Origin of the sequence: Nocardia acididurans, from assembly GCF_016741815.1 — a bacterium.
GTDB classification, from domain to species: domain Bacteria; phylum Actinomycetota; class Actinomycetes; order Mycobacteriales; family Mycobacteriaceae; genus Nocardia; species Nocardia acididurans.
Window position 1 is genome coordinate 512,392 of record NZ_JAERRJ010000004.1, and the last position, 21,496, is coordinate 533,887.

At 66.0% G+C, this 21,496-nt stretch carries 20 protein-coding genes and 1 tRNA gene; 9 read left to right on the plus strand and 12 right to left on the minus strand.

Annotated elements, in window-relative coordinates; all coding sequences use genetic code 11:
* Window positions 1–22 precede the first annotated feature (22 nt).
* The gene (locus tag JK358_RS13035; RefSeq protein WP_201947172.1) at window positions 23–1,642 is read right to left on the minus strand and encodes an acyl-CoA synthetase; all 1,620 of its coding nucleotides are present in this window, start codon (window positions 1,640–1,642) and stop codon (window positions 23–25) included.
* Between the two features lie 182 nt (window positions 1,643–1,824).
* Entirely contained in the window at window positions 1,825–3,462 is a 1,638-nt protein-coding gene (locus tag JK358_RS13040; RefSeq protein WP_201947174.1) for a long-chain fatty acid--CoA ligase, read from the minus strand.
* 535 nt (window positions 3,463–3,997) lie between these two features.
* Here JK358_RS13040 and JK358_RS13045 point away from each other — a divergent pair.
* From JK358_RS13045 to JK358_RS13055, 3 genes are all read left to right on the plus strand, one after another.
* Window positions 3,998–5,476 carry a flavin-containing monooxygenase gene (locus JK358_RS13045; RefSeq protein ID WP_201947175.1) on the plus strand — a complete coding sequence of 493 codons (1,479 nt, stop codon included), beginning with the start codon at window positions 3,998–4,000 and terminating at the stop codon, window positions 5,474–5,476.
* A 60-nt stretch (window positions 5,477–5,536) separates the two neighbouring features.
* The gene (locus JK358_RS13050) at window positions 5,537–6,376 is read left to right on the plus strand and encodes an SAM-dependent methyltransferase (protein WP_201947177.1); all 840 of its coding nucleotides are present in this window, start codon (window positions 5,537–5,539) and stop codon (window positions 6,374–6,376) included.
* Window positions 6,377–6,466: 90 nt separating this feature from the next.
* Window positions 6,467–6,539 (plus strand) — tRNA-Arg (locus tag JK358_RS13055).
* Window positions 6,540–6,577: 38 nt separating this feature from the next.
* On the opposite strand, the gene JK358_RS13060 is transcribed toward JK358_RS13055, so the two are convergent.
* Window positions 6,578–6,895, minus strand: a complete 318-nt coding sequence (locus JK358_RS13060; protein ID WP_201947179.1) for a Rossmann-fold NAD(P)-binding domain-containing protein — start codon at window positions 6,893–6,895, stop codon at window positions 6,578–6,580.
* Window positions 6,896–7,375: 480 nt separating this feature from the next.
* Between JK358_RS13060 and JK358_RS13065 the strand changes: the two genes are divergently transcribed.
* On the plus strand, window positions 7,376–7,558 hold the full coding sequence (locus JK358_RS13065) for a hypothetical protein (RefSeq protein ID WP_201947182.1): 183 nt from the start codon (window positions 7,376–7,378) through the stop codon (window positions 7,556–7,558).
* Between the two features lie 505 nt (window positions 7,559–8,063).
* Entirely contained in the window at window positions 8,064–8,600 is a 537-nt protein-coding gene (locus JK358_RS13070) for a YdcF family protein (protein WP_201947185.1), read from the plus strand.
* Between the two features lie 29 nt (window positions 8,601–8,629).
* On the opposite strand, the gene JK358_RS13075 is transcribed toward JK358_RS13070, so the two are convergent.
* The 6 genes from JK358_RS13075 to JK358_RS13100 all read right to left on the minus strand — a co-directional run bounded on the left by JK358_RS13075 (window position 8,630) and on the right by JK358_RS13100 (window position 14,741).
* The gene (locus tag JK358_RS13075) at window positions 8,630–9,541 is read right to left on the minus strand and encodes a tyrosine-protein phosphatase (RefSeq protein ID WP_232851172.1); all 912 of its coding nucleotides are present in this window, start codon (window positions 9,539–9,541) and stop codon (window positions 8,630–8,632) included.
* An 8-nt stretch (window positions 9,542–9,549) separates the two neighbouring features.
* A complete protein-coding gene (locus tag JK358_RS13080) occupies window positions 9,550–9,852 on the minus strand; it encodes a transposase (protein ID WP_201947187.1) in 303 nt (100 codons plus the stop codon).
* 646 nt (window positions 9,853–10,498) lie between these two features.
* Window positions 10,499–11,113 (minus strand): hypothetical protein, encoded by a 615-nt coding sequence (locus JK358_RS13085; protein WP_201947190.1) that lies wholly within the window; start codon window positions 11,111–11,113, stop codon window positions 10,499–10,501.
* Between the two features lie 201 nt (window positions 11,114–11,314).
* Complete coding sequence (locus JK358_RS13090) at window positions 11,315–12,880, minus strand: endoglycoceramidase I (RefSeq protein ID WP_232851173.1); 1,566 nt, start codon at window positions 12,878–12,880, stop codon at window positions 11,315–11,317.
* A gap of 47 nt (window positions 12,881–12,927) precedes the next feature.
* Window positions 12,928–13,941: an alpha/beta hydrolase gene (locus tag JK358_RS13095; protein ID WP_307817493.1), complete on the minus strand. Its 1,014-nt coding sequence runs from the start codon at window positions 13,939–13,941 to the stop codon at window positions 12,928–12,930.
* 86 nt (window positions 13,942–14,027) lie between these two features.
* Window positions 14,028–14,741, minus strand: a complete 714-nt coding sequence (locus JK358_RS13100; RefSeq protein WP_201947193.1) for a hypothetical protein — start codon at window positions 14,739–14,741, stop codon at window positions 14,028–14,030.
* A gap of 258 nt (window positions 14,742–14,999) precedes the next feature.
* On the opposite strand from JK358_RS13100, the gene JK358_RS13105 reads away from it, so the two are divergent.
* From JK358_RS13105 to JK358_RS13115, 4 genes are all read left to right on the plus strand, one after another.
* Window positions 15,000–16,127 carry a glycoside hydrolase family 5 protein gene (locus JK358_RS13105; RefSeq protein ID WP_232851174.1) on the plus strand — a complete coding sequence of 376 codons (1,128 nt, stop codon included), beginning with the start codon at window positions 15,000–15,002 and terminating at the stop codon, window positions 16,125–16,127.
* Window positions 16,128–16,160: 33 nt separating this feature from the next.
* Window positions 16,161–16,484 (plus strand): hypothetical protein, encoded by a 324-nt coding sequence (locus tag JK358_RS39195; protein WP_232851175.1) that lies wholly within the window; start codon window positions 16,161–16,163, stop codon window positions 16,482–16,484.
* 106 nt (window positions 16,485–16,590) lie between these two features.
* On the plus strand, window positions 16,591–17,541 hold the full coding sequence (locus tag JK358_RS13110) for a LysR family transcriptional regulator (protein ID WP_201947195.1): 951 nt from the start codon (window positions 16,591–16,593) through the stop codon (window positions 17,539–17,541).
* A 198-nt stretch (window positions 17,542–17,739) separates the two neighbouring features.
* Complete coding sequence (locus JK358_RS13115; RefSeq protein ID WP_201947198.1) at window positions 17,740–18,192, plus strand: hypothetical protein; 453 nt, start codon at window positions 17,740–17,742, stop codon at window positions 18,190–18,192.
* Window positions 18,193–18,197: 5 nt separating this feature from the next.
* Here JK358_RS13115 and JK358_RS13120 read toward each other — a convergent pair whose 3' ends face one another.
* From JK358_RS13120 to JK358_RS13130, 3 genes are all read right to left on the minus strand, one after another.
* Window positions 18,198–18,410: a DUF397 domain-containing protein gene (locus JK358_RS13120; RefSeq protein WP_201947200.1), complete on the minus strand. Its 213-nt coding sequence runs from the start codon at window positions 18,408–18,410 to the stop codon at window positions 18,198–18,200.
* A complete protein-coding gene (locus JK358_RS13125) occupies window positions 18,400–19,347 on the minus strand; it encodes a helix-turn-helix domain-containing protein (RefSeq protein WP_372440661.1) in 948 nt (315 codons plus the stop codon). Before JK358_RS13125 ends, JK358_RS13120 begins: the two co-directional genes overlap by 11 nt.
* Before the next feature lie 851 nt (window positions 19,348–20,198).
* Window positions 20,199–21,443: a lipase family protein gene (locus JK358_RS13130; RefSeq protein ID WP_201947202.1), complete on the minus strand. Its 1,245-nt coding sequence runs from the start codon at window positions 21,441–21,443 to the stop codon at window positions 20,199–20,201.
* Window positions 21,444–21,496 lie beyond the last annotated feature (53 nt).

Consider the following 21,496-nt stretch of genomic DNA (forward strand, 5'->3'; position numbering starts at 1 on the left):
CCCGTGAGCGACCTGGCCGACGTCAGAACTCGCGCAGCTTCTTCTTGAGCACCTTGCCCGTGGGATTGCGCGGCAGCTCTTCGATGAACACGACCTCACGAGGAACCTTGTAGCGGGCCAGATTCGACTTCACGAACGTCTTGGCGTCATCCTCGGTCAATTCCTGACCGGGGTGGATCACCACGAACGCCCTGAGTCGCGCACCGAATTTCTCGTCCACCACACCGATTACGGCCGCCTCCATGACCGCGGGGTGCGTGTGCAGCAGTTCCTCGACCTCGCCGGGGAACACGTTCTCCCCGCCGGAAACGATCATGTCGTCATCGCGCCCGTCGATGAAAAGCCTGCCCTCCGAATCGAAGTGCCCGACATCACCGGAGGACATCAGCCCGCGCAGCCGCTCCTTGTCACCACCGCCGGTGTACCCCTCGAACTGCACGCCGTTGCCGACGAAAATCCGCCCGGTGGTGCCAGTCGGCACCCGGCGACCCTGCTCGTCGACGATCTCCACCCGCGCGCCCAGCACCGGCTTGCCGACGCAACCCGGTTCCACCACAAGGTCTTCCGGGGTCGCGACGGTGGCGTAGGCGACTTCGGTGGACCCGTACAGGTTGTAGACGACCGGCCCGAAGGTGCCCATCACATCCCGGCACAGCTGCGCGCCCAGCTGGGATCCGGCGACGAAGATGATGCGCAGCGCGCTCAGATCGTGTGCGGTCATGGATCGCGGTCCCAGATCGACCATGCGCTGCAACATGACCGGCACCACGATCATGGTGGTGGCCTTGTGTTCGGCGGCGGAGTCGATGGCGGTCTGCGGGTCGAAGCGGCGGCGGATCACCAGGGTGGAGCCGAAGCCGATGCTCAGCATGGACATGGCGAAGCCGAGCGTATGGAAGATGGGCGCACAGCATTCGGTGACCTCACCCGCCCGGAACGGCACCTTGGACAGCAGCGCGCCCAGTGCCAGCAGGGATTTCGGTTCCGCGCGGGGTGCGCCCTTGGGCGTTCCGGTGGTGCCGCTGGTGAGCAGGATCAGTTTGGGCACCGCACCCGGCGCCGGCGGCGAGCCCGGATCTCCTTCCGCGATAAGGCTTTCCAGGCTGTCCGGCCGTGGCTCGTCGGTCCAGGCCCGGTAGCTGCCGCGCCGCGGGTTCACTCCCTCGAGCATGTCCGCGTACTCGTCGTCGTAGACGAGCAGGTCGGTGCCCTCCCGGGTGGCCACGTCCCGGATCTGCGGTCCTGCGAAATCGGTGTTCAGCAGGATGATTCGCGCCCCGCACTTGGCGGCCGCGAACACGGCGTCCAGCAGACCCCGGTGATTGCGCGCCAGAATCGCGACGCCTTCACCCCCGTGCAGTCCGCGCGCCCGCCAGGCGTTGGCGAGCCGATTCGACCGCTCCTCCAGTTCCGCGAAGGTGAGGGATCCGAGTTCGTCGATCAGCGCGGTCCGTTCCGGGTACCGCGCCGCCGCCAGGGTGAGCCCCGCCGCGATGGTCCCGTACCGCAACATGGATGTCGCGGCGGCCACCACGGTCTGCGGTGATTCGATCCCGACCACGCCGCTGCGCAATACCAGCCGCGCCGATTCCGCCTCGTGCCACAGCCGCGTCCCGGCCGTCCGGATGAGTCCGATGGTCATGCCCGAATCCCCTCGTCGACGACCGAAACAGCCTGCGTGCGTGCCACTCTCACCCGGACCTCCTCGTCCGCCCCACCCTTGTGCGGGCAACCGACCTCACACCAACGGTACGGGCCGCCGCGCGCGAGCGGAACCTCTCGCGGGCGGCGGCCCGGCACGGCTCGCCGGGGAGCGGCCTTCGCTCAACCGAGTTTGGTGACGGTCAGCGCGCCGTCGGCGTACTGGCCGCGCAGGCGCTTCTTGTCGTACTTGCCGACCGAGGTCTTGGGCACCTCGTCGATGACGGTCCAGTACTCGGGCAGCTGCCACTTGGCGAACTTGCCCGCCAGGAAGTCGCGCAACTCCTCGAATTCGGCCTTCGCACCCTCGGCCAGCACCACCGCGACCAGCGGGCGCTCGTCCCACTTCTCGTCCGGGATACCGATGACGGCGGCCTCGGCGACGGCCGGATGACCGACGACCGCGTTCTCCAGATCCACCGAGGAGATCCACTCACCGCCGGACTTGATGACGTCCTTGGAGCGATCCACCAGGGTCAGATAGCCGTTCGGGCTGATCTTGCCGACATCGCCCGTGCGCAGCCAGCCGTCGTGGAACTTGTCCGGATCCACCTGCGCGCCCGACGGCGAGTAGTAGGAGCCGGTGATCCACGGGCCCTTGACCTCCAGTTCGCCCAGCGACTCCCCGTCATTGGGCACCACGCTCCCGTCGTCGGCCACCAGCCGCGCCTGCACACCGGCCGGGAAGCGGCCCTGGGTGTAGCGGTAGGCCCAGCGCTCGTCACCCTCGACGCCGGTCGGCGGGTGCGCCACCGAGCCCAGCGGGGAGGTCTCGGTCATGCCCCACGCGTGCAGCAGCTTGACGCCGAACTTCTCCTCGAACGCGTGCATCATCGACGGCGGCACGGCCGCGCCGCCCACCACGCAGGTGCGCAGATGCGAAATGTCCTGCGGCGCGGCGGACAGCTGGGCCAGCACGCCACCCCAGATGGTGGGCACGGCGGCGGCGAAAGTCGGCTGCACCGCGGCCATCATCTCCAGCAGCGGCGCGGGCTGCAGGAAGCGGTCGGGCATGAGCAGGTTGGTGCCGGACATGAGCGCGGCGTACGGAATACCCCACGCATTGGCGTGGAACAGCGGCACGATGGCCAGCACGGTGTCGTCGGAGGTGAAGCCCATACCGCTGGGCGAGATCACCTGCGAGGCGTGCAGCCAGTTGGAGCGATGCGAGTAGACGACGCCCTTGGGGTCGCCGGTGGTGCCGGAGGTGTAGCACATACCCGCCGCCGACCGCTCGTCGATCACCGGGAAATCGAACGCATCGGGCTGCGCGGCAAGCAGTTCGGCGTAGGAGTGCACGGTGACGCCCTCGGGCGCGGACAACGCGGCGGCATCCCCGTTCGCCACGATCACATGGCGCACCGTCTTCAGATTCGGCAGGTACTGCGCGAACATCGGCAACAACGTGCCGTCCACGATCACCACTTGATCCTCGGCATGATTGGCCACATACACCAGCTGCTCGGGGAACAGGCGAATGTTCAACGCGTGCAGCACCGCACCCATCGCGGGCACGGCCACATACGCCACCATGTGCTCGTTGTTGTTCCACATGAACGTGCCGACCCGGTCACCCTCCCCGATGCCGAGCCCGCGCAGCGCATTCGCCAGGCGTGCCGCGTCCGCGCCGATCTCCCGGAAGGTTTGCGTGCGCAGCCCCTCCCCGGTCCAGGTGGACACGGTGCTGTCGCCCTGGAATGTCGAGGCGTACTTCAGCAGCGTCGCCAATGACAGCTGCTCGTCCTGCATGGTGCTGAACATGTCCCAACCGCTCCTTGCATCTACCTACTGGAGAGTGAACCAAGTCACTTCCGGGCAGGATAGCCGAAATCGGACAGGGCGGTCCGGGTGCCGGTGCGACCGGGGCGGAAACCCGTTGAACTGGGATGATCCCCTGATTTGAAAGACCGCGGGTGGCGGACCCCACCCCCGCCACCCGCGGCCTATGGCCGACCTGCCACCGCGTATGCGGCAACCTGCCGGCTCCGAGGTCCTGGTAGTCGTAGGCATGCAACGACACCCCCTGCGGCGCCGCAGAATAGCCAATCACTAACCAGGACAAGCAAATTGGAGCAATGTCTTCCGTGAATATAGGGAGTCGGGTACAGGGCTGTCCAGTCGAGGACTACGTCGCAGGTCAGACGCCACTCACCGTCCCACTGAGTGAACTGTGAGGTGTCTTTCATGCAGTGTTGATCATCCCCGGGGAATATCCAGCTCAGCGCATGGCCGAAAATACCGATTCACTGACCGGGGATGTCTTCGTAACCTGCGACGACGGCCCTACTGTCGAGTCATGCGGGATCATGCAGGCACGCGGGAGCCGTCCATCCTCATCATCGGCGCGGGGTTTGCCGGGCTCGGTATGGCGCTGGAGTTGAAACGTCATGGGCACGACAACTTCCACATCCTGGAGAAGGCCGCGGACCTGGGCGGCGTGTGGCGGGAGAACACCTACCCGGGGGCTGCCTGCGATGTGCCGTCGCCGCTGTACTCGTGGTCGTTCGAGCCGAAATCCGATTGGCCGCGCCGGTTCTCGGAGCAGCGTGACATCCACGAGTACATGCGCGGAGTCGCCGAGAAGTACGACCTGCCCGCGAAGATCGAGTTCGGCGTGGAGGTCACCGAGGCCGAATTCGACGAGCAGGCCGGAGTGTGGCGGGTGCGCACCGCGGACGGAAACACCCGCACCGCAGACATTCTCGTGCCCGCGGTGGGGCAGTTGTCCCGGCCTGCTCTGCCGAACCTGCCCGGCATCGACAGCTTCACGGGCGCGGCGTTCCATTCGGCGCAGTGGGATCATTCGGTGGATCTCACCGGCAAGCGGGTGGCGTGCATCGGCACGGGAGCCAGTGCCATCCAATACATTCCGGCGATCGTCCCGCGGGTCGCACAGCTGACGCTGTTCCAGCGGTCGGCGGCATGGGTGCTGCCCAAATTCGACACCGAGTACAGCGCCCTGCATCACGCGCTGTTCAAGCATGTGCCGGTGACGCGGCTGGCGGAACGCTTCGCCATCTGGGGCTTCTTCGAGGTACTGGCGTTGGCGCTCACCGACATTCCCGCGATCAAGACGCCGGTGATCGCCCTCGCGGACCGGCATCGCGACAGGCAGGTGCCGGATGAGGCGTTGCGCGCCAAGCTGACTCCCGATTACGCGGCGGGCTGTAAGCGCGGCCTGTTCTCCAACGAGTACTTCCCCGCGCTCGGCCGCGAGCACGTCCGGGTGGAGACCACCGCCATCGAGGCCGTCACGCCGACCGGCATCCGCACCGCCGACGGGGTCGAGCACGAGGTGGATGTGATCATCTACGGCACCGGCTTCAAGGGCACCGAATTCCTCGCTCCCATGCGAATTTTCGGCCTGGGCGGCCGCAAACTGGAGGATCAGTGGTCGCCGCGGGGCGCTCGCGCGTACCTCGGCATGGCGGTGCCGGACTTCCCGAATCTGTTCATGATGTACGGCCCGAATACCAATGTCGGCTCGGGGTCGATCATCTACATGCTGGAGTCGCAGGCCCGCTACATCCGGCAGGCGGCCGAGTACCTGGCCGGGCAACCGGGCCGATTCGTCTCGGCGCGGCCGGCGGTGGAGCAGGCGTGGGACGACTGGCTGCAGCGCCGCCTCCAGGACACCCCATGGAATTTCTGCTCGAGCTGGTACCGCAATGCCTCCGGCCGCATCACCAACAACTGGCCCGGCATGACGGCCCTGTTCCGATGGAAGACAAGGCAATTCGACCCGTCCGACTACGACGAGGTCAGCACCCACTAGATTGTCTCAGACAGTTGGCGTAGCGTTGGGGCCAGGTTCCGCACCGATCGGAGGGTCCCAATGACGCTGACCACCGCTGACATCCCCGTCGAAACCCTGCCCGAGCGCTCCCGCCGCTGGGCCCGGGAATGCTACGAATGGGCCAAGGTCCCCCTGCTCCCACCCGGCAAACGAGCAGGCCGCATCTACGACATAGTCGGCCCCCAGAACCTCTTCGGCGAGGACTCCCTCTTCATCAACCTCGGCTACTGGCACGACCGCCCCGCCACCCTCGACGAAGCCAGCCGCGACCTGGCCCGCCTGGTGGCCCGCGAAGCCGAACTCGGCCCCGACGACATCCAGGTCGACGTCGGCTGCGGCTACGGCGACCAGGACTTCCTCTGGGCCGAAGAGTTCTCCCCCCTCGAAATCACCGGCATGAACATCGCCCACGAACAAATCGAGATAGCCAACCGCCGAGCCGCCGACCTGGGCCTGTCCGACCGCGTCCACTTCACCTACGGCTCCGCCGTGGCCCTGCCCCGCGATTCCGAATCCTGCACCAAGGTAACCGCATTGGAATCAGCCTTCCACTTCCCCTCCTACCCCGAGTTCTTCGCCGAAGCCCACCGCATCCTCCTCCCCGGCGGCAAACTCGTCACCGCCGACATAGTCCCCCGCACCCCCCTCGACATCCCCCGCTACCGAAAAGCCTTGGAAGCAGCCGGTTTCACCAACATCAACATCTATTCCATCCGCCGCGACGTCTACCTCCCCCTGGCCCGCCACCTGGGCAAGCGCCTGCGCGCCCCCGACATGCGCCGCGTAAACCCCCTCCTCCGTGCCACTTTCTCCCGCCCCGCCCTCCTCCTGTGGGGCCCCTGGGCCGACTACATCATCGCCACAGCCACCAAGAAGTAACCCACCCCGATATGCATGCGACCCCCGACCCACCAACCAGGTAGACTCCCCGTCGTCCCGGTGGGTCGCGGACCCCGCCCCCACAGTTCAGCCCTCGTAGCTCAGGGGATAGAGCACCGCTCTCCTAAAGCGGGTGTCGCAGGTTCGAATCCTGCCGAGGGCACAGCTGGGGAGCCTCATTGCGCTCCCTCGTCGAGCTGATCAGCGGTAGGAAACGGCGGTCAGGTCCGATATGACGTCGGGGCCCTTGGGTTCCCAGTTCAGCTGGTCGATTCCGGCCTGACCGGTGACGTTCTGGCTGAGTGCCAAGGCGTCGGCGAAGAGCTCGCCCAGTTCGACTCGGGCCCGGTCCAGGGGCCAGACCTCGGTTTCACCGGAGACGCCGGCCGCCTGGGCCGCAGCCGTGGCCAGGTCGGCGACCGAGACGGCGGGTTCACTGATCCCATGCCAGACCGAACGTGCCGGGGCCGCCTCGACAACCTTGGCGAAAAGGTCTGCGAGGTCGTCGATATGGACCATTGGCCACACTGTCGAGGAGTCAGCGACGAGCACGGGAGCCTCGTTCTTTCGTGCCAGATCGACCAGCAGAGCGGGGATTCCGCCGCCCGCACGTGGACGATGTCGGGGCGGATGACGGCCGTTCGGATACCCGTGTCGGCCAGCTCGAGGACTTGGCGTTCGATGGCCGGACGGTACCCGGCGATGGGGATCGGATTGGTGGGCGTGGTTTCGTCGGCGCCGTCGGTCGCACCGAGCACCCAGACCCACTGGTGTAGACAAACGACTTGCCCGTGCCGCGCAGCGGATCCGTAAGCGCCGCAACCGCGGCGGCGTCGACGGCCACATCGCCACTCGGCGTGGCCAGATTGATGACGGCGTCGATGTCGGGGGTTACCGCCGCGGTCAGCGACGCCGGCGGCTACCGGCTCACCTCCGGCACCGACATGCCACCACTGCTGCTCGACGACGAGGAAGGCGCTCGGCACCGCGACCGTTCCCATGGGACCACTGCCCTGGAACCCTGGCCCGCGCGCCGACCCCACCCCCACCGGCCACCGCGCTCCCGCACGCGAACTACCCGCCGCCAGCCTTGCACCACATCTCGACTACCTCGGCCGCTTCCTCCGCACAGCAGCCGAAGCCCTCACCACCTCGAGCGAACCGCCCGACAACCACCCGTGATGTCGACACCGCCGAGGAAGTGGGGGCTCAGTCCGCTCGTCGGCGGTGTCAACCCGAAAATGATATGACCAACGAGAATGGAATTTAAACAGAGAATACTAGTTGATTCACAAGTCAGCCTTGTCAATACATCTCCACGCAGTTGACTTTCGATAATCGACAATTCATCCTCGCAAATTTGTACACCAACCTACCATCACCCATTGTCAATCAATCGCAAAGTTTGATTTCTAATATTGTCCACCACCTCCTAGCATTTCATGCCGTGAGCAGATGCGCTCATGCAAGAAACTGGAAATACAAGGAGAAAAATGGGATCCCTGGCCACCACCCTCGAAGCCGCCGTCGTCGCTCTGGTGCACAAGCTCTTCACGGGCTCTGCGGGCAAGTAACTCAGTGACCGAGGGCAGGCCGTCCCGCCCGGCCTGCCCTTCTCGCTTTCAAGGGGCCGGCCGCTGTGCGCGATAATCCGATTTCTGCCACACGGCGCGCGTCGCGCGCGCTGATGAGGCTCATTCTCTCCGGTGCGGCTGCCACCGCTGTCACCGTCACCGCGACGCCCGCATACGGCGACATGAATGGCCCGCGGCTCCCCGCATTGTTCGGCCCGAGCACCGCCATCGTGGTGCTCGGGTACGGGCTCTGGGCGGACGGCACCATGCGGCCGGAACTCATCGACCGGCTCCGGGCCGGCTATGTGTCGGCGCTGCTCTCCCCGGACGCACCCATGATCGTCACCGGTGGCAATCCGCAGGCGGGCGTGCCCGAGGCTACCGCCATGGCGGAGTGGTTGATTGCGCACGGCATCGACAGATCCCGCATTCACGCTGAGACACAGGCGAACTCGACGGTGCAGAACGCGCTCTACTCCGCCGAGGTCATGCAGGACATCAATGCGCGGTCGGTCATCCTCGTCACCTCGGCCGACCATATCGCGCGTGCGACGTGGGATTTCCAGGCGGCCGGAATTCCGGTGGTGGCGACCCTGACACCGGAGGAGGCCCCGCTGTCGGCCGAGTCATTCTCCAGCAGGGGCGAATGACTTCGAGCTCCGCGACGCGGGGCGACCGTTCACATCAGCAGCCGCGCGCGGAGGGCGTCGATGGTTGCCTGATCCAGACGCAGGCCCTCGCGAACATAACCGTCGAAGCTGCCGTAGAGCCGATCGGCTTCGGCGAAAGCGTCTTCCAGCCAGGTCAATTGGACCGCGTTCGGGTTACCGAGCCGATCATTGCTGGCGAGGAAGTCGGCATTCACGGTTTCCCGGGGCACCCCGAGCAGCGTGAGCAGGACAGCGGTGGCCCAGCCGGTTCGGCCCTTCCCGTCGGTGCAGTGGTAAAGCGTTGCGCCGCCGGTGTTTCCGGCGATCGAGGTGAGCAGCGTGCGGAAGGCGAGATCCGCTCCGCGGGAATTCACCAGGAACGGATAGTTGATCGTCTGGACGACGCCGGCGGAACCGCTATCGGAGGAGCCGGTGATCAGGCCCTCGATGAGCACCCGCCCCAGCGTGATCGCCGGGAATTCGTGGAACGACAGACCGTCCATGCTGAAGACATCGGCAACCAGGTAGCGCGCGCCCGCGGGAACCCGGTCGTGCGCCTTGTCGCGTTCCCAGACTGCACGCAGGTCGACATCCAGCGTGATTCCGGCCGCGGTGAGCTTCGCCAGGTCGAGGTCGGTGAGGGCGTCGATCCGGTTGGATCTGAACACAATTCCCGTGCGGACCGTGCGGCCGTCCGCTGTGCGGTAGCCCCCGATATCGCGGAAGTTTCGCGCGCCCTCCAATTCGATCGCGGGCGTCGGCGGGGTGAGCTCCGGACCGGAGGTCCCCGCGGAACCGGAGGATCCGAAAGCGCCCGAGCCCGAGCCGGCGCCCGAGGAACTGCCGGACGAGTCCGCCCAGGCCGGCGCCGCACCGAGCATGACCATTCCGGCGAGCGCCAGAGCGGTGGCGCCGACTCGAGGGCGTCTGATTCCTGCCATGTGTGAAATCAACTCCATGTCTTTCCGAAAGTGTGGGGGCTGCGCCCCCGTGCGGAGCGCAGTACGTCGACCAATTGCTCCAGGTACTCCACTCGCCTACGGAGCCTTCGGTTCTCGGCCGCCAACTTGCGCGTGGGGTCGTTCAGTGTGCTCATATTGTTTTCGGCTCGGCGAACCCATTGGCGCAATGCCTCGTGGTGCACGCCCAGCTGTTCGGCGAGATGCCGCATCGTAGGCTTGGGATCCGACTTCTGGTACAGCTGAACCGCTTGTGCCCGTAGGTCGTCGGAGTACTTCTTCGGCGCTGCCATGGGCGGTTCCTCCAGAGGCATCGGAGAGGGGGACGAATCGCGCCATTCGAACGTAGGGCACTCCGAATAGGAACTGAAATCTAAATTTTCAGATCATTGACAACGACGGCTTGTCAATGGCCTCCGAATCTTGACTTAAGGTCTCCCCCGCCTTGCCCTAACGTTCCCGTGACTGGTGTGAGCCCGAATTCGCTACCACCCCAGTACATCCGGGAGGAACATTCCGTGCGTTCGAAATCTCTTGCGGCGGTTGCCGCGCTCGCCATCGCGCTGACCGCGTCGGTGACGAGCGGGCATGCCGATGTCACGGCCGATGTGCCGGGTCTGCCCGGCGCGGTCGGGCATGCGGGCCGCTGGCTCACCGATGAATCCGGGCGGGTGCTGATCCCGCACGGGATGAATCTGATCGACGTCAACCCACCCTACGACCCGCGGGTTCGGCGACGTCGACACACAACTGCCGGCGCAGGCCGGGGTGTCGTTCCACGCCTACTGCCCGACCTTCGGCCTCGGCGCGGAGACCGGCAGCGCCGTTCCCGGCGATCCGATCTGCCTGCCGTTCGAGGCAGCTGTCGAATGATCGAACGGGGTGCTCGCCGGCGGCGGGCACCCTGTTCGGTGGATGGTCGCGGACGTTCCGCCGGCCTCAGCTGCCCGAGCCGGCGCCGTTCAGGAGGGAGTCGAGAATGCCGCTGCCGGAGCTGCTGCCGGTGCCGCCGCCGGGGCCGGGGGTTCCGCCGACGGTGATCGCGGGGCCCTTGGCGGCGAAGTCGACGTGGCCGAGGTTCGACAGGTATTCCATCCCGGTCTGCAGCGCGGTGCCGGTGGCGCAGGACCCCACCGTGTACCGGGCGCTGAAGGTGGAGGCCGGCCCGCCGTGCTTCATGACCATCCGATAGCTGGTGGCGGTGAAGTCTCCCGCGATGAAATCGGAACCGATTTCGAGGTAGGGCTCGACGGCGTGGTCACCGGCGGCATCGGTCAGCTTGGCCGAATCGGTGACATAGGTAAGGCAGGCCGGGTGCCAGTCCTTGAGCCAGTGGATGGTCTCATCCCCGGCCTGGAGGCGGTTGAAAGTCGTTGTGACAGTGATGGTATCGCCGACGGCGGGGGTCGCGTTGCTGATCGTCCGCGTGTATTGCGAGGTGTTGTTGTTCCAGGTGATCGTTTCGGGCGCGGCCCCGGCGGGCGCGGCGGCCAGGACGGCCAGCGCTCCGACGCCGATCGCGGCGGCGGCGTGACCCAGTGCGCGTCGTATCATGCGAATTTCCTTGTCTCATTTCGAATTACGCTCGATTGTGAGAGGTCGGCTCTCACTCCGAAAATGCTAGATCCGCTTGCGGGACAAGAGAAATCATCATTATTGTCGAATTGACAATCACGACTTGTTGCCGCATTTCCCTGGAAATGAATGGAAATGGCCCGGAACCATTGGGTTCCAGGCCATTTCATATTCTGTTCATCAGGAACCGGAACCGGAATCCGATCCGGACGCCGAACCCGAACCCGAGCCGGACGCCGAACCAGAGGCCGAGCCGGACGCCGAGCCGGTCCCGACCGGACCGTCGGGCACGGTGGCCCCCTTCGATCCGGGCCGGTTGATGTACACCGTCACTGTGCCCGAGCCGGTCGCCTCCACGGTCACCACTCGCGCATCCGCGGGCGAGGTCACCCTGCCGCCGTCGACTCGCACCTGGTAGCCGCCGGGATAGTGCAGATCCGAGACGTAGATTTCGGTCGGCGCGGCGGAGGCGTGCGGGGTGAACCGGTAGGCGAAGTCACCGGTGTCGGCATCGAAGCGCATCCGCCCGGGCTCGCCCGCCGTGGCCCGCGGATATGTGCGCACCAATTGGCTTCCGGTCGTGCCGGTGAACGGATCCGTTCCGCGGCCCGCGCTGTACTGCCAGTAGTGCCAGCCGATGAAGCGATCGTCGGCATTGATGAGCGTATTGCTCAGCACACTCGCATCGCCGTCCCCGAATTCCGTGACCAGCGTGGGGATTCCGGTGCGATTCTCGAACGCGTCGATATTCCCCCAGGTCTTCCCCTGCTGTAGCGGGCACAGGCCGCGCAGGAAGGAGGGCAGTCCGTTGTAGATCGACATCTGGCTCGGAATGCAGTAGTCGTGCGGCGCGAAGACGATGCCCGGCGCGGTGATGGGCGGGTTCTGCCCCAGATTGCTGGGCATGGTCTCGTTCCAGGTGACATTGGGCTCCCACAGCACCGCGAGATCGTCGTTCCGCGCGCGGATCGCGTCGGTCAGCTTCTGCATGGCGGCTTGGTATTTCGCATCGAACCCGGCACAACCGTTGGGGAAACAGGACAGGAACGCGGACCCGGGCCATGGCTCGTTGAGCAGTTCTATGCCGAGCGCCCCCGGGTGCCCGGACATTCTGCCGGCGAGTGCGCCGAGCGCCTGCCCGAGGTAATCGAGGACGCCATAGGTGTTGTCCCACACCTCGTCCCAGCCCGCGTTCATGCTGGGCATCAGATAGAACAGCGGGAAGCCCGGGTTGGGTTCGCCCGCTGCGGGCCGTGCGTGGATCGCCCACTCGGGGAAACCGTTGCCGCCGCCTCCCCATATGCTCGACAAGCCGTCCTGATGATTGTCGAGCACCGTGTGAATCCCGTACTGCGCCAAGATATCCACGACTCCGGCCACCCGGTCCAGGTAGGCGGTGTCCACCACGCCCCTGGTCGGCATCAGCCCATCGAAACTGACGCCGAGCCGGACGGTATTGAAGCCGTGCCGCGACAGCAGTTCGGCGTCCCGCTCGGTCAGGGTGGTCCCGGGCGCGAAATAGGGCGGCTCCTTGCCGACGCTGTTGACGCCGTGCAACAACACGATTCGCCCGTACTCGTCGACGAATCGGGAACCCGCCACGTGGAGCGGCGAAAGAGCGCCCGGTTCCGCCACGGCGGGCGCCGCCGGGGCGGTGAGCACACATCCGACCGCGGCTGCCAGCGCGACCACCGATCGGGCCATCCGCCCGATTCGACGGGACTTGTCGAAAACTGTCGTATTCATGCTCTCCTGCTAGGGAATTGACGCCGGCGCCGCCGGCGTCCCGATCGTCACCGCACGCCGAGTGCGGTAGCCAGGAGGGGCCAGGACTTGTGCAGGTCCTCCTGCCAGTAAGCCCAGGTGTGGACTCCGGTGGGGCGGAAGTCGACCTCGGCGGGAATGTCCAGCTGGGTCAGGCGATCGGCCAGCTGGTGCGTGCACGCGTTGGTGGCGGCCTCGATCATGCCGCCGAGCACGATCTGATCCACCTTGGTGACGAGCTTGTCCGCCGTGACCGCCCCGGTGACCGCTTCGGCACTGCCGGGCAGGCCGGTGCCGCTGGAAAGGTAGATGGCCTTGCCGCGCAACCCCTCCGCATTGCGGACGACATCATGGTCGTACCAGGCCGGGTCATCGTCGGGGCCCCACATATTGCGCGGGTCGGCGTCACCGCGCTCCAGCACCAGGCGGACGTAGGCGCGCCCGGCGGAGTCCGAGGTTGAGGCGCAGCCGCTGTACGCGGCGACCCCGGCGTAGAGGTGCGGCGCGGCGATGACGAGATTCAGCGCGGAGGTCGCCGACATCGATACGCCCGCAATGGCATTGACGCCCGACGTGCGCAAGGTGGTGTCGATGATCGGCGGCAGCTCCCGAGTCAGGAAGGTCTCCCAGCGGTTGCGGCCGAGTGCCGGATCGTCGCGCTGCCAATCGGTGTAATAGGAGAACGCTCCGTCGACCGGGGTCACCACATTCACGTTCTGGTTCCAGAAGAAGGCGACCACATCGGTCTGGCTGTACCAGTTGGTGATGTCGGTGCCGCCGCTCGCACCGTTGAGCAGGTACAGGGTCGGGGCCGGCTGCCCGGGATCGGCCGCGGTGAGCACCTGCACCGGGATCGTGCGTTCCATCGCGGCCGAGTACACATGGAGCACCTGCTGCCGCTGACCGGACCGTTCGACGCGATCCAGATGTGCCGCAACAGGTTCGGCCTGCGAGACCTGCAGCACGCCCGGCGCGACATAGAACAGGGCGGCAGCGACTGTGCACGACACGACGAGCGAGGTGATCGCGGATCTGGGTGGCACGACGGAACTCCTCCGAGCGATGGTGGAAGGGTCCTGGGCCGTGGCGGCCGCGCAGACGCCACGACCCAGGAGTATGGGACCGTGTCTCAGCTGCCCATGAGGCGCTTGATGACATCGGTGATGATGTCGGTCACCGAACCGGTCGAGCTGAGCTGGTTCTGCGAGGAGCCGAGCCCGCCGTCATCGAGGCTGCCCAGCAGCGCCTCGCCGGGATTCGCGCCGCGGCCGGTGAAGCACACACCCATGTTCGGCTGTCCGGAGCCGACGCCGACGGTGCCGCCGACGCTGATACCGCCGCTGAGCACCTGCTGCCCGTCCCGGATCGAATCGGGCACCCGGTAGGTGAATTCGGCGGTGACCGGGTTGCCGGAATTGACGAACCATCCGGTGCTGTTGACGCTCCACCCGCCATTGTTCGGTTCCGGCGTCACATCCTCCGACTGCTGGCCCTGGGCGAAGTGATACGCGGTGACCTTCGTCTTGACCGGCTTGCCGAATCCGGGCGGCGGGTAGTCGGTGATCGAGTTGACGTAGGGGTTTCCGATGCTGGTGGTTCCGACCACGACCTTGTAGGTGACCAGCGTGCCGGGTGCGGCGGTGGTGGCCTCTACCGATTTGTCGTAGGTGTGGGTGATCCAGAAGCTGCTGATTCCCGGGTTGTAATCGATGTGCTGCGTTTGCACACAGTTCGGGGACAGTGGATCCGCACCGGCGGTCGCCGCGCCGAGTGCGATGCCGGCGCCCGAAATCACCAAGGCCGCCGCCGAAATCTCGGCAACCAATTTCCTCGTATGACGCATGATTCCTTCCAACAGTTCCGGAGAACGCGGAACTGGATTCTCGTGAGCCCGTGTGGAATTCGGGCCTTCGCTCACGCCGGAAACGTTAAGACAGAATCGAGGAGAACTTAAATCCCAATTTCCGGCAGATTGACAACACGCTGTTGTCAATGCGCCGGAAACTGCTGTTTCCACCCGGAACCGTTGGGCCGCTATATTTTTCGTGCGCCGGGCCTCCCGACCGAATGCTCGCGCGCCCGATCCACGAAGAGGTAGGACATGTTCTCCAGAGGCCGATTCCTGGCCCCCGTCGCTGCGGCGGCGCTGCTGTTCACGGGCCTCACGGCCTATGCGGCCGCACCGGCCGACGCGGAATCGAGCGGCTGGACCCTGCCGCAGCTCACCGTGTCCAACGGTGTCATCTCGGACGTCACCGGCCGCACCGTGCTGTTGCGCGGCATGAACGTCAACCAGCTCAACGACTATGCCCAGAACGATCAGCCGCTGCCGACCGTCGCACCGCTGGATCGCACCGACTTCGAGCAGATGGCCGCACTCGGGGTGAATGTGGTGCGGCTGAACTTGGCCTGGTCCGCGCTCGAGCCCACGCCCGGGGCTTTCGACCGGGATTATCTGGCCCGCATTCACACCGCCGTCGACGACGCCGCGGCCAACGGCATCTACACCGTCCTGGACATGCATCAGGATGCCTGGGGCAAGGCGGTGGGCACGCCCGCCGGACAGGGGTGTCCGGTCCTGATGAAGCCCGGTGTCGGATGGGACGGCGCCCCGGCCTGGGCGACGCGCACCGACGGCTGGACGACCTGCAATTTCGGCGGCGTCCGCGAAACCGCACCGGCCGTTGCGCGGTCGTTCCAGCACTTCTACGACGACACCGACGGCATTCAGGGTCATCTGGTGGATACCTGGGCCAAGCTGGCGGCGGAGTTCAAGGACGAGCCCGCGATTGCCGGATACGACCTGCTCAATGAGCCCAATCCTGGTCTGCGCGACCCGTTTTCGGCGGCGGACCAGCTCGGCAGGTTCTACCAGCGGGTCATCGCGGCCATCCGGCGGGCGGAGAGCGGCAGCCTGCCGCATCTGATGATCTTCGAGCCCAGCGCGATCTGGTCGGCCTTCGGCATCGATGCCACGCCGCCGGCGAAGTACATCAACGATCCGCTGGCCGTGTTCGCTCCGCATCTGTACAGCGAGTCCATCAATGTCGTGAATTCCTTCCCGTCCATCGAACTGGGCTTCCAGCTCGCCCTGGACGCCGCCGCCAAGTACCGGGCGCCGCTGTGGACCGGTGAGTGGGGTTGGTTCGGCGACCCGAGTTCCGATGCGGCCAAGGTGGATCGGTTCGTCGATCAACTCGATGCCCATCGCGTGGGCGGCGCCTGGTAGTCGTGGAAACAGGCCTGCGGTGATCCGCACACCGTGCGCGACGGCAATACCGGCAAGCCGCAGGGCAATCTCAACCGGATCGATTGCCCCTCGGGCGTCTCGCTCGGCCAGGCCGCCGGATTCGCCCGGCCGCTCGCCCGCGCCTATCCCCGCGCCGTACCGGGCGCTCTCACCGAGGTCGGCGCGAAGGGTTTCACCGGCGTCGGCACCGGACGGATCGAGGCCTGGTACCCGGGGGTTCAGCGACCGAATATAGTGTCCCGCAATGTTTCCGGGCTCGCGCTCACGCAGGTGGCGGGTGGCTGGCGGCTGACCGGTGACGCCGCCGGCGCCTATTCGGTCGAGCAGTCGCGATGATTCGGCAACCACACCCGCCGAGGTGAGCTGGTTATTTGCCAATCGTCCACAGCAGCCTTGTTGAAAAGAGCCTTTTCAGACGTTGTCCCGGCCTAGACTGCGCGCCATGGAAGTTCACACCCGTCAACTGCAGTACTTCATCGCGGTAGCCGAGGAGTTGAGCTTCACGCGGGCGGCACAGCGATTGCACGTCTCCCAGCAGGGCTTGAGCACGCAGATCAAGCAACTGGAACACGCGATGGATGTGGTGCTGTTCTCACGAACTACCCGGAATGTCGAGCTCACGGCCGCGGGATCGGTATTCCTCCAGGATGTGCGAAGCACATTGACCAGCCTCGACGCGGCGGTCGAGCGTGCTCGCTCGGTGCACCGAGGCCAGCAGGACCACCTCGTACTCGGTGCTCTGGAGGGCGCCGCACTGACCCTCACCGAACCGATCCTGTCGGCATTCCGTGAACGCTTTCCGGGGATTACCGTCGAGTTGCGGCAGTTCACCTACGAGGACCCGTCCGCTGGCCTGGCGAGCGGATCAGTGGACGTAGCCTTCGCACGCCGTCCGTTCATCGATGACGGAGTGCAGTTCGAGGCCTTGTTCACCGAACCGTTGATGATCATGTTGCCGAGCGGTCACCGGCTCGCCGATCGAACGGAGGTCTTCGCCCACGAACTGCTGGAGGAGCCGATTCTCGGAGCAGCCACCACCGACCCGGTATGGAATGCGTTCTGGGAGTTGGATGCACACCGCGGCGGCTGCCAGGCATCGGTGGTGTCCCGGTCGAACTCGCTGCTCGAAGAATTGCACAAGGTGGCCACCGGGGTCGGTGTCGTGGTCACCGTGGCATGCGCCCGCTGGATTCCGTTCCCCGGCGTCCGCCTACTGCCCATCGTGGACGCCGAGCCCAACGAGGTCGCCGTCGGCTGGCGCAGCGCGCACGAATCGCCCCCGGTCCGTTCCTTCGTCGAGGTGGCCCGCGCCGTCCGCGACGCCCATCCGGAGCTGATCGCCCTACTCCAGGACCCCGATTTCGCCGACTGCACGGTTCCCCCGCACCTATGATCGGTGGCAGCGCCATGAGCGGTCATTTCCCTCGCGTCGCTCCGCTGAGGGTGAAATCGGCTTCGAACACCAGCTTGCCCTCAAGAAGATGCCGGTCAGCCCTGTTCCCCGAATGGCAGGGAAATCAGCTGCACTCCCCTGGTTTCGGGGGCATTCGATCCATGATGAAATGCAAATGTTTCACATACGATCCGGCGCATGATCACTACCAGCCGGACCTGGCGCAACAGTCTCCTCGTCCTCGCAGCCTGCGGCCTTCCGATCGCGTTGGCTCCCACCGCGAACGCGCAAATCGACAGCGTCGAGGTGAAAAAGACTGTTGATTGGGAGAATTGCGGCCTCGTGGGTGCGGCGTGCGAGGTCATCGCGCTCACCTCGGGGGCCGACAAGGCCAACCCGGTCACGATGACCTTGAACGGCGTGCCTTTCGGCGAGCGGACGCCCTACACCGCCGGATGGGATGGAGCCCAGTATCAGGCGCGGTTCTGGTGGGTGCCGAGCAAGGCCGGTACCTACACGATCGTCGTGAATCAGGGCGCCTCCAGTCGCACAACGACTTTCAGCGTCTGTTCGGAGTCGGCCGTGCTGTCGGGCTCGGCCGCCGCGGTGGTCTGCAAGCTCACGGGCGGATCTAGCAGCGGATCCAGGTAGGACGGTCAGGCGGGCGGCGGATCGAACTCGCCGGACCCCGCCCGGCTCGCGAAGGCATCCCACTGGTCCGGCGTGAAAACGAGCGCCGGGCCACCGGCATCCTTGGAATCGCGCACCCCGACCATCCCCCCGCCGAGGAACGCGACCTCGACGCATTCCTGGCCGCCCTGGCTGTAGCTGCTCGTGAACCAGTTCGATTCGGCGAGTTCATCTTTCACGGTGCTCGTACTCCTTCGCTGCCCGCATGAGCAGGCTGACGGTGTCGGCTTCGGACAGGCTGGACTGTTCGAGAAGCCGGTACTTGCGAGTGTAGAAGCCGACGTCGTCCTCTTTCTCGAGGTACATGCCGCCCACCGCGAACTCGAGGTAGGTGACCGGCGGCTCGATCGGCTCGCCTGCGGCATCCTCATCGAAGTGCAGGACCACGAACGCCGGCATGGAGCTGCCCCCTGGGAAACCGGCCGAGAACGGCAGCACCCGCAGGCGGATGTTCGTGTGCAGCGCTGGCAATTCGATCAGGCGGCGCAGCTGCTTTGCCATCGTCGCCGGGCCGCCGACCATGTGACGCAGGGCCGCTTCGCCGATCACGACGTTCAACGTCGCCGGATCGAGCTTGCGCAGAATGACATTCTGGCGATGAGCTTTGATCTGGACGCGCCGATCCCACTCCTCGCGGGGGCCGTCTGGCCAGATCTGTTCTACGAGTGCGCGATCGTAGTCCGTGGTTTGCAGCAAGCCCGGAATCAGCTGAGGCTGAAATGAAGTCACAGTCCGCGCGAAGGCTTCCAGGCTCACGTACACATCGAAGTCTTTGGGGATCACGTCGCCGTAGCTGTGCCACCAGTTGGTTCCCGTGGCGGCTTGCTTTGCGAGACCGACCATTCCGTCTTTAGTTTCGACAGGCACTCCGTAGAGCTCACAGGCTTTCTCGACGAAATAGGTCTTGATACGGCTGTTTCCGCCCTTCTCCGCACGTTGCAGAGTGGTCGCTCCCACCTCCAACCGCCTGGCGGCTTCTTCGAGGCTGAGCGAGCTTCGCATCCGCCAATCCCGAAGGTGGCGACCGAGTTGGCGGAGCGGCAGAGTCAAACCGGCGTGCGGCATAACGGTCCTTCCGATTCGGATGGCTGTTGTCTTCCGCTTCGGATCAAGCATGACAGCCAGGTGAGAGGGCGTGCTGGGCTTTCAGAATTTCCTCTTCGGATCATCCGAAAAGACCTGACACGGTGGCGCTTCCGGAGATTTCCTATTGGTGCGCCCGGTGAGGGGGCACCCACTCCGGCTCCCTCGCCGGGCGCACCCGATTCACACGCACCGAGGAGATCGAGATGAATCTGCTTGACTGCGAGACAGATCCCGGGCCGTTGGCTCGGGAACATGCGTTGCTGGCATGGCGGGTGCATCGGTATTGCGACAGGGACGGATGCCGGGTGCGGCGGCGGGCGCGCGAAGTACTGGAGGGGTTTGCCGGGTGGGCCGCCCACCGTACGGGGCGGCCGCGATGAGCACGCCCGCGCGTTGCCGGTGGATCGCCGATCACTGCGAGGACGGGCGGATCGTGCCGATCACGGGTGAGCGGGCTGCGGGGATTCTGCTGCTGCACGCGGGCTGTGAACCGCCCTGCCCGCGGGTTCGCACCGCCCGTGAATATCTCGATGCGCGAGGGCGATCACAGCGCGGCGGGTAACTGTTCGAATCTCGACGGAAGGTCGGTCATGTTTCTCGAATTCTGTTTGACCACTGTTCTTTTCGCGGGGTGCGTCATGCTCGCGACGCGGCCGCGCCGGAACCGGCCGGTGGACACAGCTCGGCATCGTCGTGACCGCTATTCGGTCGCCGCGATCCGGGCTCGGGTGGAGTACGAGGCCGCGAAGGTCAACTATGTATCCGGATGTGCCGGTGAGTTGGGGCGGTCGCGGGGTTAGCGTGCCCGGTATGAGGTCTCGGGCGCGGCGGGGCCGTCGGTGGTGCCGAGCCGCGGTGTCATGGGCCGCTGACCGCCTGCCTCAGCCGAGTGCCTGCCCGAGCAGGGTGCGGGCCAGGCCCTGGGCGACGTCCGGAAGCTCGGCCGCCCAGGCACCGTCGTCGAGGGAGGAGGCGAGTGTGGTTGTGCGGCAGCCGGGTTCGGGGCGTTCTCCCGCCAGCACCCGGTCGAGCCAGGCGAAGGTGCCGCCCACGCTGGTGAGGCCTACGATCGCGTGATTGCTCACCAGATCGGGCATGGCGTCGCGCACGTAGGTGACCGAAGCGCCTGCGGCACAGTACTTCTCGACCAGATCGTCGACCGGTCCGATCGGGCTGATCTCGTCGTTGACGGCATTGAAGAGATACAGCGGTGTCGTCGGGACGGCGCTGCCGCGATTGCGTTCGGTGATGGCGGCGGCGATCACGGGGTCGGCCAGCACCACGTCCAGCGGCACCGTGAGCAGGTCGGAGGCATTGAGGAACAAGTTCTTCGACACCGTGGTGTTGGCGCAGTCGACCAGGGCCGCCCGCAATACCGAACGTCCCCGGGGAGTTACGTAGCGGTCCAGCGCGGCGCTGAATTCCGGGGAATCGTTCATGACCGCGGCCACGCCCATGGCGATGAGTCCGCCCGCGGCGCGACCGCTGGCCGAGTGCAGGGCCGCGCCGAGGTCGGCCACGGGTGCGCCGATGGCCGCGCCCGCGATATTCAGTTCGGGCGCGTAGGTCGGATGCAGTTCGGCGGCCCAGGCGCTGCCGATGCCGCCGCCGGAGTAGCCGGTCAGCGCGATGCGGGTGGCCGCGCCCGGCAGGCCGAGCGGAGCGAACTGCTGTGCGGCCCGAATCCCGTCCAGCACCGTGTATCCCATGAGTCGCGGGGTGAGGAATCGATTGTCGATCCCGCCTGGGTCCGGGATGGCCACCGCCCAGCCGCGTTCCAGTGCCGACACGGCCAGCAGCGCTTCACTGGGCGGCGGTGCGGCCGGGTCGTCGGCGGTCAAGGTGTAGGAGGGCATGCACGAGCGCACCATGGCGTCGTAGGCCGCCTGGATCGACAGCAGCGGCCGGGGCTGCGCCGGACCCTGCGGAATCATCACGGTGGTGACGGCGGCGTGCGGATTGCCGTCGGAATCGGTGGTGCGGTAGAGCAGTTGCCACGCTTGCACATTCATCGATACCGCTGAGAACGCGGAGACGCGCACCTGCCTGCTGCCCAGAATTGCGCCCGGTGTGGCGGATTCGTATCCGGCGGGCGGATCGTAGAATGCGTCGCCAGATGTATTCACCGAATCATCCTGTACTGCACTGTGCTCCGCGCTGGGGTCTGCCTGGGCGAGAA